This is a genomic window from Saccharothrix australiensis, assembly GCF_003634935.1.
Lineage (GTDB): Bacteria > Actinomycetota > Actinomycetes > Mycobacteriales > Pseudonocardiaceae > Actinosynnema > Actinosynnema australiense.
In genome coordinates, this window is sequence record NZ_RBXO01000001.1 from 2,228,127 (window position 1) to 2,241,707 (window position 13,581).

The following is a 13,581-nucleotide window of genomic DNA, read 5'->3' on the forward strand; positions in this document are numbered from 1 at the left end:
GGCGTCGTCACTGCAGGTCTGGTTCACGACACTTGTCGACATGACAGCATCCGCTGGTTTCCGATGACATCGTTCGGGTCTTCCTCGTCGCGGGATGACGGCGTTACCGATGCGTGGTGAGGTGGCTGGCTGGGTTGACAATCCTGACGTAGACCCGCTTGAGGGTCACGGCGCAGTCAACGTTGAAGGAGTCGCAGGCCGACATGCCGGACGCCTGGGCGCACGCAGGAACCGCCACTTCCTCGCGACCAGGCGCCGGTGTCATCGCAGGATGGTTCCCGAGGTCACAACTTGTGCTCGTCCAGCAGTCGGGGGAGTCGGCATGGACAACCTCATCCGGGTCTACGCAGGTGAAGCCGGAGAAATGCCTTACCTCTCACAGTCACCGGTTGAGACCGCCTCCAGCTACAGCACGGAGGCCCGTTGTCCACGGTGACCAACGAGCCTCCGGCATGTGGAGAGACAGTCGCACCGAGCTGATCAGGCAACGCCAACACTTCGACAACCCGCGAAGCGTCACAACATCTCACTCGATCGAGTGAGGCGGGCGGGCTCTGACTGCGTGTCGCCACCAGATCAGCTGCGTTGGACTGCTACAAGCGAGTCCGACCTACCTGCCGCGACGACGCCGCACCACCCCGCACCGGCGGATCACAACGGTCTTCGCCTGCCTGCTGGGGTTGGCCGGGGCAACTTCCGGCCTACGGAACCCCCTCTTCGGCACCCCGCGCGGGGGCCACGACCGCTTGAGCCGCTTGCCGTTGGAGCAGGTTGCCCTGGTGTTCGTCATGGTTCTTCTCCTGGGATTCCTGGAATCGCCGACCGGTACAGGGTTGGACCGCGTCTTCCGATCGGCTCGGAGCGCAGCTTGGCACACCTACCGCCATCCGCACCCGCGGCAAGTATGGGTGAAGTATGGGTTGAGACTTCGGGTACCGGCTGCAGAATCTGGTCGTGTCACTCCCCAGCCTGTTGGAACAACAGATTCCACACGTAGGAGAATTAGTGCGGATCCACTTGCTCGGGCAGTTCTCAGTGCACCGGGACGGGGTGGTAGTCACCATCAGGTCCCGGCCCAGGGTCGCGCTCGTGATCGCCCTGCTCTCGCCGGGACAGGAAGCGCCGAACGCCCGGATCGCCAAAGCCTTGTGGCCGAACGGACCTTCCAAGTCGGTGTCCGACGTGACCCGGGAACTGCGCGAAGTCCTGCCCGAAGTCAGGCAGAAACTCCAGGTCCATGGGAGGTGCGTGTTACAGCTCAACCCCGATGACGTCGACATCCTCCGCGTCAGGCGCAACGTGACCGCGGCCAAGCGCACGTCCGGGCGCGAGCGGCTGGACCTACTCCGAACCGCTGTGGCGGAGTGGCAGGGGCTGCCGCTGATGGGCCCGGAGTGGGACGGCTACGACCTGGACGCTGAACGGGAGCTGCTCGACAACGAATGGCTGAGCACCGTCATCGACTTCCTCCACGCCCTACAGGGCTGCAATGAGGACCTGGAGTTCGACCGGGAGCTCCGAAAGGCACTGGACCAGTGGCCGGCTGCACCCGCACTGATCAAGCTCAAGGCGATGACCATGATCAACATAGGTAGACCGTCCGAGGCAGTGCAGTTCGTCCAGGACTGCATTCGTGACCACGGTGACGACCACGGTCAACTGGAGGAGTTGATGAACGAACTGACCCCGCCCGATTCCACCCGGCTCGAGCCGGTCGTGCCGAATCAACTCCCCGGGCAGCACGTGGACCTGCACTGCCGTGGACCGCTAGAGCAAGAACTGGACGACCGGCTACTCGGGGCAAACGAGCGCAGTGCCGCGGTTGTGGTGCTCCACGGCATGGCGGGGGTGGGCAAGTCCCAGCTCGCGAGGTCGTGGGCAGGTTCGAGGAGCGCACACTTCGACGGCGGGACCCTCTACGCCGAGTTACGGGGGTTCGGCCCCAAGGAAGCAGCCCGACCTCAAGAGGTGCTCGAGCAGTTCCTGGTCGAACTGGGGGTGGCCTCACCAGTCCGCACGCTGGACGGGATGATCTCCACCTTCCGCACGGCGACCGCAGGCAGGAACCTGCTCGTCGTCCTGGACAACGCCCGCGACGCCGACCAGGTCCGACCGCTGCTGCCCGGCATCGGCTGCACCGCCCTGATCACCAGCAGGATGCGACTCGACGGCCTCGTCGTGCACGAGGGAGCCGTGCAGTGCCTGGTCGAGCCGTTCGACGAGAACACCGCACGTGACGTTCTCGGACGCCTCGCCCGGCTCCAGTCCGACGGCAACCCGCTGGTGGCGGACATCGCCCGCTTCACGGGCGGACTTGCCCTCGCGCTCGCGATCGTCGCCGCGACGATCAGGACCCGGCCGGAGGACGACGGTGTGCTCCGGGGCATCCGCGACGGCTTGCGGGAGCAGCGGACCCGCCTGGACACGTTGAAGCTGGCCGGCGACGAGAACCTCGACATGCGTGCGGTCCTGTCGTACTCCTACGAACACCTGAGCGCCGACGCCAAGAGCTTGCTTTGCCTCATCGCCCATCACCCTGGCCCGACCATCGGCTCGGGCGCAATCTCCGCCATCGCCGAATCCGCCGTAAGGGCCAGGCTCGGCGAGCTCTCCGCACTGAACCTCATCGAAGAACCCGAGTTCGAGCGGTTCCGCGTCCATGACCTGATCCGGACGTTCGCGCTGGAGCAGATCGACACACTGGACAGCCAAGCACGGGATCGGACCAGCCAACGGCTGCTGAGCCACCTGCTGCAGAACGCATGGACCTGTGACCAGGTGCTAGTACCCGGCCGGAGGCTGCCGGTCGGCATTTCCGCCGACCTGCCCGTCGTCCGAGTCGCCACGATCGGCCAGGCGATCCGGTGGTTCGAGCAGGAACAGGCGACGATCAGCAGAGCCGTGGACCACGCCGTCGAGATCGGCGACGACCACCACACCTGGCTGCTCCCGACTGTCTTCGCCACCTACCTGTGGCACCGCAACCACTACCACGAGGCTGAACGCATCCTGGAACACGCGGGCATGGCGGTGGAGCGGCTACGCGGGGACGGTGGTGCGGGCGCAGTGCCGACAGCGGCAGACGAAGCCTTCGTGTACAGACTCCTTGCGGGCTCCCGTCGCGGGATGCGATCCCCTAAGGCTCGGGGAGCGCAGGCCAGGGCCCTCCAACTGAGCCGGGACGCGGGTGACCGCTATGGAGTGGCCTACGGGCACATCGGATTGGCGGTGCTGCGAGGCGAGGAAAAAGACTTCGCAGGTGCGGTGTCCGAGTACCGATTGGCGTTGGAAGCCTTCCGTGAGCTCGGCGAGCGGCTGGGCGAGGCTGATGCCCTTTCCGGATTGGCGATGACTCTCGTCGACCTCGGTCAGCTCACGGAGGCCGACGAGCACGTGACGGCGGCGCTGGCGATCTACGAACAGGTCCCCGACATCAATGCGCGGGCCAATGCCATGGTGGTCCTGGGAAGGGTGCACGCCGAGGAAGGCAACCTCGGTCGCGCCGCAGCTGTGTTCGACACGGCCGTCGCCGAGTACCGGAAGCTGGACCGGGCCAACCGCGAGGCGCCGACCCAGGTGCGCCTGGCCCAAGTCCTGCTCGCGGATCACCGGGCGGTCGAAGGACAGGCCGCTCTCGAACGTGCGCGCGAGCTCTACTCGGCACTGGCGGACGAGAAGGGGCTCGCCGAAGTCGAAAACCTCACTACGACATGGGGGCATGCTCCTGCCACTGGAGCTGCTCCCACCACCAACGCACCGGGTCGTGGCTCAGCCGAGGCGGAACAGGAGAAGACACGTTCGGCAGAACTGCAATGAGCTCATCGCGAACCTCGGCCGCCGTGGGCCGGTCTGCCGGATCCCATTCGAGCATCGCAACACAGACCCGCTGCACAACAGGGTCGACGTTCACGAGCTTGTCGACCGGAAGCGGGCGACGAGCCATCACGTGACCGGTCTCGTTGAGGAACGGAAATTCCATGGTCAACATCCGGAACAGCAAGCACCCAGCGGAGAAGATGTCGAGGCTGGTTTCGGCGACTCCATGGGAGGCAGCTTCCGGAGCGAGGTAACCAAAAGTACCCGCAGGCATCTCGGGCACTTCGCCAGAAGGCACGGAACTTCCCAGATCGATCAGAGTGACCACGCCCCGCCGGGAGATCAACGCGTTCTCCAGCTTGATGTCCCGGTGGACAAAGCCGCGCGAGTGGACCTGGTGCAGGACAGTGCACAACTGCACGAGCACCGCGGCCGAGCGAATCGACGAGACAGGCTGCGACCGGCCCACGAACTCACCGAGGTCGAACCCATCGACACGTTCCATGACGAAGTAGGTGCGCCCGAGGTGGTCCCCGAAATCGAGAGGAGTGACGACACCGCTGATTCCGCCGAGAGATGCGCCCAGTGCGAACTCATGGTGGACATCCTCGCCATAGAGACCGTAGGTGTTGGTGGACTCGAGATACCGAGGTTGCTGAATCTTCAGGGCCAGCACAGCACCTGATTGCAGGTCCAAGACTTCATACACCTCTCCACCGGATCCTTCTCCCAATTCGGAGCGGACGCGGTAGCGCTCGCTGATTACATGACCTGGCGTGAACAAGGTGAACGCTCCGTTTCCGAACTGTGCTCTCAGCACGCGAACCCTACTCGAAAGGTGTGCACATGACTGGGTGGCAGCCGCCTGACGGCGTGTCAGGCGACTACTCCGCTATCAAGGTCTCCGTAGGCATGCTCGGGCCTCCGCGCTTTCGTTGCCCCGCCCGTGACGCGATGGCGGCGCGGCAGGGGTTGCGCGCCGAAACGTTGGTGCGCCGGAAGCCCGAATACCTTGAAGACTTCGCGAACGGTCCCTTCATGCGGGCGATGGACCTGATCGAGTTCCATCGGAAGCCGGTCGACCAGGCGCTGCGGATGGCCTGCGCATCGACGGAGCCTGGCCGAGTAGTCCATGCATCCGTCGAACAGTGGGCCGCACACGGAGTCTTCAAGTACTTGCGATCCTTCGCCGACGACTTCGAGGTGGTACCGGCCAAGGAGAACTGGCGCTACTTTCGGGAATGGAGTACCCCCGACCAGCGGGGTGTCAAGCGGTACGCGATCTCGGTGTGGGGGCGCTGCTACACCTCGCAAGACCACCGACTCCGCGAGCTTCGATTGCTCAGCAACCGGGCGGATGGGCGGACGAGAACGGAGGCGGAAGTCGCCGTCGCGGCTCTGGTCCTCGCTTCGGCGCTGCCCCAGCCACTCCCAGAACACGTCCGGATCCGGCAGTTCGCACTGCTCGACGGCACGACGACCACTTTGTTCGACGGTTCGAGGCAGGCCGCGCTCGACCTCTACGACGTGGCGGGCAAGCCCGCGCTGGCAGGCATCGTGGACGCGCCTGGCGGTCTCGACTACCGGCCTGGCTCGGCCTGTGCGGACTGTCCGTTCGTGGCGGTGTGCCCTGTCCTGCCGCGCAGCGCGGGCGTGCTCGGTGTGCAGGACGACAGCAGACCACGGCGGACGTGGTCGCCGACGACCAGCCGCTCCTACCGGCGCTGTCCCGCACAGGAGTTCTCCCGCAGGCAGCGGCTACCGCTGGACCAGTCCATCGAACGAGGAGGATCCGCCGAGCGCGGTCGGGCCGTGCACCGGTACCTGGAGGACCTCCACAGTGCCGGAACAGCATCACGTTGCGACTCCCGGATCCCTGGCAACTGGGTTCCAGACGGGTTCGAGCTGTCCGACAGAGAACGCGAACTGGGCGCGGAATTGCTTCGGCACCATGCCGAGGTGTGCCCCCTCACGCTTGCATCGTCGCCGGCCGACGTGCGGGTGGAACCGGACATCGTGTTTCACGACACCGACGCGGACACCATGGTGTTGGCGAAGCCGGACCTGCTCTATCGCGGCCGGGGTGGGTGGGTGTGGCGCGAGGTTAAGACATCGACGTCGACCGTGAGGCCATCCCGGTGGTTCGACTACTACCCGCAACTGGCGCTGGCCGTGGTCCTCGCTGCACGCGGCGATCTCGGGCCAGGTCGCAGCAGGGTCGAACTCGAAGTGCTACGTCCGTCCGGAGTGGACCTTGTCGTGTTCGACCCGGACACCCGACGAGTCCGAGCGGAGGCGGAATCTGCACTGCGGGAGCAGTTCCGCCCATGGCACCTGGACGACCGGTTCGCGCCGAAACCCGACAACCACTGTCGTTCCTGCGAGGTCTCGCGCTGGTGCACCGCGGCAGACGAAGGGAGAACCGGCAATGATTGAATCCCCGACCGACGCCACCGGCCTGCTCACACAGATCGCACGCGGTGTGGTTGCGTTGTCCGAACACAGTGATCGCAGCGGCTCGACGCCTCCGCCCTACCCGCCTGAGACGCAGAGCGCCCTCGATCAACTCGTGTTGTGGGCCCTACGGGAGAATAGGACCCCACCAGCTGGTGTCCCGGATCTCGTTTCCTGGTGCACTGGACGGACTCTCTCTCAGTGGGCCGCGACGGGCATCGGAGGGATCGCTGAACCCACCCAGCGTCTCGTGCACGAGGTAGCACAGACACCTACTCGAGCCTGCATGGAGATCACCGGCCAGGCGGAGTTCGCCGACCGCCTATTCGGCACGGCCGTCGCCGAACTCGATGCTGCGGGTGTTGCCCGCGTGCGGTCGTTTCTGCAGCGCAACGTGGTAATGAGCAACACCGGGCACCGCGACCTCATAAACTTCGACCCGAGGTCGACAGCGGTGGTCAAGGTTGTCCGCCATCTCTATGAGCCCGTGCCAACTCGATTGATCTCGGCTGGTGAGATCGCCCTGTGTCCAACCTGTCGACTCCCCGCCCTGTCCGCGGACCTCCCCGAACACGGCACCATCTGGTGTGAAGCCGAAGTCTGCCCGCGTGACAAGCCGGTGACGTCCAGCCCGAGAGCAGCAGATGTCCTACTGCTCCACCGGGCACTGCGGCTGTTCCTCGCACTTCCCGGTCTGGTGGAACGAAGTTGCCTCGAACGGCTGCGGGACGCGGGCACGCCGCTGTCGCCGCGTACCCCCGGCACCTATATCGGCCGTCTCGACGGAACCGATGGCATAGTCCGCTTCTACGACCGCACGTGCGCCACCCACTTGGCCGGGCAGGTGGTCAGAGACCAGGTCACCGTCGCGGTGCTCCCGGCCACCACCCTCGATTACGGGTTCCGTCGGGCCTTCGAGAACTTCCTCCCCGACGACACGGAGATCAGCTTGCTCTCGGACGAGGAACTCGTCCTCCGGAAGACCACGAAGGAAAAGGCTGATGCGAAGCGGTAGGACCACCCTCAAGCCCTTAATCGACGAACTGAAGGAAAAGGGCGGGCTCCGGCTCAAGGACGCCGAGCGCCTGTGCGAAGTCGAACTCGGGTTGTACCTGCTCTCGAAGATCGCACCCACCGAGCCGGCCGTCAGCGCCTGGACGTTGTTCAGCGGGTACCCATACGCGGCGACGCGCGGCCTGACCACCGTCCCGGGTGCGGCGGAGGCGGTGCGGTCGGGACGGTTCGCCCTGTGGACGCTGTCCAGGCGGAGCTCCTGGCTCGAAGCCATGCAGCACTACCGCAACCTGAACGCGAACGTACGAGCGTTCAGCATCCCCTCCAACGAGACAGCCGCAATAGTGCGGTGCACGGCAGGGATCGGCGACGACCGCTGGGACCTCTACGACGAGCTTCTCGGCAACGCACCGCCGTTCGAGGGCGAAGCACCAACTTTCGCCACCGAGGGTGTGCATCGCTTTCTGGTCGGCAGGAGCAATCGCAAGGTGGTTCTGCCGGACATGTCGGCGCTCGACCGGCCAGCTGGCCACGACCTGCACCGTAAGCAGGTCAACGGAGGGGAGCCGATCCAGATCCTTTGGGAGGATCTCGAAGCCACCGCCGCGACGATGGATGACCTCGAAGAGATCCGGATCGCTGACGAGTCCAAGCGTGGCAGATGGGTGCAACGCCTCGGCGAGGTGGAGTTGTTCCTATCCTCGGGGAAGAGCTTCCGTAAGAGGAGGCCGCGCCAGAAGTTCACGATCGACCGGCTTCAGCACCTGCTCGGCATAGTCGGTGCGGGGAAGAGCACGCTCCGCGACATCCTGACCATCCACCTGGTCAACCTGGGCATGTGCGTCACAGTGGTGGTCGGCGATGTCGCCGACGTGTTGAAGCTCGTCCGGCTGTACAAGCTCCACACTGACGGCTCGGCGGCTCCCGTCCTGGGTGCGAACGGGAAGGACCGCCACGCACGGCGGCTCCACCGCAGGTCGACCGGGCGGGGCAAGCAGAACCTGCTGGCGCACGACGATCAAGGATTCGAGTACCTGAGCACTTCGTGTGCACTCAACGCCTTGCTGGACGATGACGAAGAACCACTGGCGTTTAACCAGGCTCCCTGCACCCAGCTTCAGGCGAAGGGAAAGACCGACGAGGACGCTTCGCACACCACCTGGCTGCGAGGCAAGCGCGTGTGCCCCTTTTGGGCGAGGTGTCCTCGCCACCGGAGTTCCCACGAGCTCGTGGAGGCCGCCGCGTGGGTGGCCACGCCGGCGGGGCTCGTCGATGCCCGGGTTCCGTGGCCTCAGAACGGCGAACGAGTTCGCTACCTGGAATTGGCGTGCAGGCGCAGTGACCTGGTCATCGTGGACGAAGCAGACCGGGTGCAGATGAACCTCGACGCGCTCTTCGCTCCGGCCGCGCCGCTGATCGGAGTCGGGGACAGTCGGTCGCTTTGGGATGACCTGATGAAGCACAAGACCAATCAACTCCAAGAAGGCGAGCGCACACAGCTGTCCAACTCGGACGTCGAGAAATGGACAGCTGCCGTCAACACGATCACCACCGCCACTGATCGCCTCTATGCGATGCTCGTGAGCAGCGAGGAGCTGAGGGAGTGGGTGCGGGTCGGTTACTTCAGCTCGTGGACCTTGCAGCTCCGGCTGATCGAGGAGCGCTACCCCGCGATGGTCAGGGCCGAGGGGAACCCGGTCGACCGCCTCACCCGGCTGCTCGACGAACTGCGGGACAACCCGTTCGGTGACAGGCGACGCGCCGAGGTGCCACGGCTCATCGCACTGATCGCCGAACTGCTGCACACCCAGGACGAGACCTACACCCGCGAGAAGCTGCGGGACGAGACGGTGCGGATTTTCGACCTCTCCCCCGAGGTGGAACGCCGGCGGGGACTGGACGCGGCACGTGGTCAGCAGTTGGCGCGGAAGGGGAAGCAGAAGCGGCCGAAGCAACCGCCGGACGCCGAAACCTGGATGAAGCTGATGGTGGAGCGGTTCGAGTTCACGTTGCTGTTGTGCGCGCTGGAACCCAAGTTGGCGCTGATGAACGCGATGTGGCCACGAGTCGAGTCGGTGCTCAAGCTCGACTTCAATGAGATGTATCAACGGCCGCGCGACTACGGTCCGATGGTCCCGGAGTCGCCGATGGGCAATCTGCTCGGCTTTCAGTTCATCCCGCACGGTCACGCCAGCGAGGGGGTGCAGAGCGGCGAGCTGCGGTACTTCCGGTGTAGCGGGGTCGGACGGGAGCTGCTCCGACGCATACCGGAGATCCCGGAGGCTGACGGGCACCCGCCGACCAATCTGCTGTTGATGTCCGGCAGTAGCTGGGCGGGCACCTCCAGCCGGTACCACATCCAGGTACCGGTGGGAATGATCATCAAACCTCCGGCGGCGACGGTCAAGGCAGTCGCGCGTGGCACCCACATGCGCGTAGAACTGCTCAAGGACAACAACGGCGTGCCGCTCAAGGTGTCGGGAGCAGGCGTGCTGCAACGACCCGAGGTTCTCCGCCGGATGGCGGTGAAGCTCGGTGAGGAGGATCACGGCGGTAGCAGACTCGAGCGCGAGCTCCGCTCGCTGCCCGAGAATCGGCGGCGGATCCTGCTCCTGGTTGGTTCCTACGAGGAGGCCGCGCTCGTCGCGGACACCCTGCACACCCTGACCCCTCGCTGGCGGGGGCAGGTGGTCCGCCTCGTATCCGACGACTACGAGACGACCGACGACCCCGAGGGCGACGACAATCACGCGCCTATCCTGCGCCGGGGTGACGTCGACACCCTCTTCGAAACATCGGCTCAGGTCCTCGTGGCACCACTGCTCGCCGTCGAGCGTGGGCACAACATCCTAAACGAGGATCAGGTGGCGGCGATCGGCACAGTCTATTTCCTCGCCCGGCCGAATCCACGCCCTGACGACCTGATGCTCGCGGTGCACACCGTCAACGACTGGATCCTGCGATTCGTCGCGGAGCCGACCGGCTTCGCGGAGGTGCTGCGCAACGCGACCAATCTCGCCGAGGGTGCGGCCGAGGTCCGCGCGCTGGGTCGGAAGGAGTGGTACAAGGCGCTCGCCCGACCCCTGGCCTGGAGCCGCCTCGGTGCACGACTGGACCCGGTGACCTGGGACCTGCTCGTCCTTACCTGGCAAGTCATCGGACGCCTGGTACGCGGCGGGGTGCCCGCCAAGGTGGTGTTCGTCGATGCGGCGTTCGTCCCGATGCACGCCGAGGGGCGGACGGCGGAAGAGGCACGTGAGACGAGCCTCCTGGTCAACATCCACCACGTGCTCGACCAATACCTCCGTCCAGGTAGCACCAACCGCGCCGACGAGCGCTTCATCGTCAAAGCCCTCTACCAGCCGCTGTGGGCCGCGTTGAGCAAATGCCTCGACTCCCTCACCGACTAGGACAAACCATGTACAACCAGATCAGGATCTGCGCGTTCGAGCACGATCCCTCGCGTGACCCGTGGGTCGAGCGATTTCACGTGGCGAAGTTCGCCGAGCAGTGGCAGACCGAACTGACAGACCTGTACGCCCTCGGCTGGCGTAGCGCGGAGGCCATGGTCGGTCTGCCGGTCAGGCGTCTGAACCAGGTGTTGCGCGCCGTGGCCCCCGGGGTGCTGGCGACGGGTCGCGGCGCGGCGGCCGACCCGTCGGCACCCTGGATTTACACCGACGGCGAGGTGCCCGCCGAGGTCGTGCGGGCAGCGTTCCTGACCTGGGTGATGTCACTGCGACCCGAGCCCGAGCACCAAGCCGCACTGGACCGAGTGCTCGACTCGATCAGTGGTACCGCCATCCAGTGGCTGCCGGTGGAAGTGGACCTCACCTCGGTCGACCTGTCCGAGGGGGGAACCGCGCTACCACCGAGGAGGCTGTACTCCCTGCTTCCCGAACTGGTCGCAACGCGCTTGGCGCGGCGGTCGTTCCGCGCTCGGAAGTCGGACGGTGAAACCCGGTTCCGGGTGGTCAACCGCGATCAGGGAACCGAACTCGTGGCGTGGCCTCCGAGGTTCACCCCGTTCGACGGGGGTGGGCACTTCTTCTCGGCGGTCGTCAGGATCACCTGTCACACCGTCCCGTTCACCGCCCGTCTGCGGGTGCATGTGTCCATGGGGATCCGGCGGTGGGTCGCGGGAGACCGGTTGTTCCTGCCGCACCGACGATCCGCGACCGCACTCGTGGACACCCCGTTGCCCTGGGGCGACGGCGGGTCTGCAGCTCGGACCCGATTGTCGGTCAACAACATCCGCTACGACGCGCGGCAAGGGCGGGTGGTCTGGGGCCGCAACAGCCCCGTCGGGCTGCTCAGCGACCTCGATGTCATCGGCAGCTACCCGAAGGCCGAGGAGGTGATCTCCTCTCCGACGGCATGGCTGACAGGCAGGGAGGGGAAGGCGGTGGGCATCGTGTACAGCACGGCGTTGGAGACGACCCACGCCGTCGGCACGGGACTGATGCCCGACGAGCGCGCAGAACTCGACGAGTGGGTTGCCGAAGGGTTGAAGCCCCTGCTGCGGCGGGTGCCGGATCTGGTCCGGGTTCCTCGGGTGAGGAACAAGCCCGCGCTGCTGCCGGCGGCACCGAAGATTAAACCCGAGCAGCGGGAGAAATTCGACCGGCAGGTTGAAGCGGATCGACGGCGTGGATTGCGGGCCGCGTTGACCGGTGATCCGCTGCACGTGGATGTCGTGACGATCTTTCCCGAGTCGGCGGACCGGATCCTGCGCGAGTTTGCCCGCCAGCTCGGCTGCCCCGAGGAGCAGGTCACCACTGAGGTGAGGCAGCGGTGGTTCTTCGACGGGCTGGAAGTACGGCTCACCGTGTCGTCCCTCGGTGATCTCGCCCGCAAAGTCGATGTCCCGAAGCGCGGAACACCACAGCGCCCCGCAGCCGTGCGGGAAGCTCACCGGGCTCGACGGCTGGCGGCCGGCGCGGCCTTCCCTCGGCTCGACGCCCCCGCCATCGCCTTGGTCGAACTACCCGGTGGTGACCGCTTCACCGAGCCGGACTCCGATCCGAAGTCGACACTTCGGCTCGGGTTCGCTGACAGCGGGCGCCTCACGCAGTTCATCCGCCCCCTACCTGGTTCGGGTGATGACGTCGATCAGCGAGTGCGGTCGGCATGCCTCGACGCATTCCGGCAGCTTGGCGTCTTCACCTCCGCAGAGCCGCGTACGAGATCACCGCTACCGACCGGCTTGCAATACGTCGGTCTGTGGGTCGTCCGAGGAGCGCACGGCAGGCGACTCGTAGCGGTCCGGGTCCGACCCGGTGAAGAGGTACACCAGGTCACCGCATGGGACGACAGGGTCAAGGACTGGGTTCCCTACCGGCGGTTCCTGTTGGCCTCGTCGACCGCAGATGCGTCGTTCGGCACCAAGGGCCAGCGGAACGCGAATGATGATCGGCTGGACGTGGAGCGGCGGATCAGGTCCATCCTGTACCAGTCCCGGGACCGCCCCACGTTGCTGTTGGTCAACAGTGGAAACCTCCGCGAGTCCTGGCCGTCGTTGGCCAACGGCTCTCTTATGAGGGACCACCTGGGTTTCACCGGCATCCAGGACCAGCGAGTGGGAGCATACGGCGATGAACTCAGAGTGGTCCTAGTGCGTGACCGGAACAGCCGGGAGGAAGTGCCACAGTGGTATGCACCCACCCCCGAGGGAAAGCCCGCAGGCTTCGCTAGCGGACTGTGGTACCCCGGAGATGCGGCAGGCGACAACCGGGTCTTCGCAAGCACCGCGGACCTTCCCCGCAGCTTCCCGAAGACCCCGAGAGGGCTTCGGAAGCTCGGCGACGATGTGTCGTCGCAATACGGCGCGACCGTCTCGGCGTGGAACCCGCAGTACCTCGAGATCACTTCGCTGTGTGTTGCATCGGGTGATGCACGCTCGCCGGACAGCGCGGCGGAGTGGGCATCGGTCGCCCATCAACAGCGCTTCCACGACGAGTACGACCCGCTGGCCCAGCCCTTCCCCGTACACCTGGCCAAAAAAGCAGGAGAGTACTGCTTCTCTACCGGGTCGAACGAAGACGAGGCGGAATAGTCGAGCCTGGCGGGGGCGAGCTGCCACGAGGAACCAGCTCGCCCTCGCCAGTGGCTCAAGGCGGTGCTGGCTGGTGGAAGCAGGTGCGACCCTGCCTGATGGTGCTGGTGCGAATGCTGGCTCTGCGCCGGGACTGGTGGCCACGGCGGCGCCTGCGCCGGGGCGGTCGTGGTAAACCCCACACGGCACCCAGTGAGGAATTTTCGCCAGGCCGGGCCGGTACGGCGTGGTGCCGGGTCGAT

The 13,581-nt window shown here is 65.7% G+C and carries 6 protein-coding genes; 5 read left to right on the forward strand and 1 reads right to left on the reverse strand.

Annotation, left to right across the window (positions count from 1 at the left end):
- Positions 1 to 1,089: 1,089 nt before the first annotated feature.
- On the forward strand, positions 1,090 to 3,816 hold the full coding sequence (locus C8E97_RS10610) for a tetratricopeptide repeat protein (RefSeq protein WP_147455048.1): 2,727 nt from the start codon (positions 1,090 to 1,092) through the stop codon (positions 3,814 to 3,816).
- Here the strand turns inward: C8E97_RS10610 and C8E97_RS10615 are convergent.
- The gene (locus tag C8E97_RS10615) at positions 3,704 to 4,636 is read right to left on the reverse strand and encodes a serine/threonine-protein kinase (protein ID WP_170211735.1); all 933 of its coding nucleotides are present in this window, start codon (positions 4,634 to 4,636) and stop codon (positions 3,704 to 3,706) included. The genes C8E97_RS10610 and C8E97_RS10615 overlap by 113 nt on opposite strands.
- 26 nt (positions 4,637 to 4,662) lie before the next feature.
- Between C8E97_RS10615 and C8E97_RS10620 the strand changes: the two genes are divergently transcribed.
- Genes C8E97_RS10620 through C8E97_RS10635 form a run of 4 tightly spaced genes read left to right on the forward strand, consistent with a single transcriptional unit; the run spans position 4,663 to position 13,339 of the window.
- Complete coding sequence (locus tag C8E97_RS10620; RefSeq protein WP_147455049.1) at positions 4,663 to 6,252, forward strand: PD-(D/E)XK nuclease family protein; 1,590 nt, start codon at positions 4,663 to 4,665, stop codon at positions 6,250 to 6,252.
- Positions 6,245 to 7,285, forward strand: coding sequence for a pPIWI_RE_Y domain-containing protein (locus C8E97_RS10625; RefSeq protein ID WP_170211737.1), 1,041 nt, complete (start codon positions 6,245 to 6,247; stop codon positions 7,283 to 7,285). The genes C8E97_RS10620 and C8E97_RS10625 overlap by 8 nt, the downstream gene beginning before the upstream one ends.
- A complete protein-coding gene (locus C8E97_RS10630; protein ID WP_121003959.1) occupies positions 7,272 to 10,694 on the forward strand; it encodes a pPIWI_RE_Z domain-containing protein in 3,423 nt (1,140 codons plus the stop codon). The genes C8E97_RS10625 and C8E97_RS10630 overlap by 14 nt, the downstream gene beginning before the upstream one ends.
- Positions 10,695 to 10,702: 8 nt before the next feature.
- Complete coding sequence (locus tag C8E97_RS10635; RefSeq protein WP_170211739.1) at positions 10,703 to 13,339, forward strand: pPIWI_RE module domain-containing protein; 2,637 nt, start codon at positions 10,703 to 10,705, stop codon at positions 13,337 to 13,339.
- Positions 13,340 to 13,581: the final 242 nt, after the last annotated feature.

Bases quoted from the DNA above. Each gene is read 5' to 3' on its own strand.
- C8E97_RS10620 (WP_147455049.1), top strand. From the start codon at position 4,663: ATGACTGGGTGGCAGCCGCCTGACGGCGTGTCAGGCGACTACTCCGCT.
- C8E97_RS10625 (WP_170211737.1), top strand. From the start codon at position 6,245: ATGATTGAATCCCCGACCGACGCCACCGGCCTGCTCACACAGATCGCA.
- C8E97_RS10630 (WP_121003959.1), top strand. From the start codon at position 7,272: ATGCGAAGCGGTAGGACCACCCTCAAGCCCTTAATCGACGAACTGAAG.
- C8E97_RS10635 (WP_170211739.1), top strand. From the start codon at position 10,703: ATGTACAACCAGATCAGGATCTGCGCGTTCGAGCACGATCCCTCGCGT.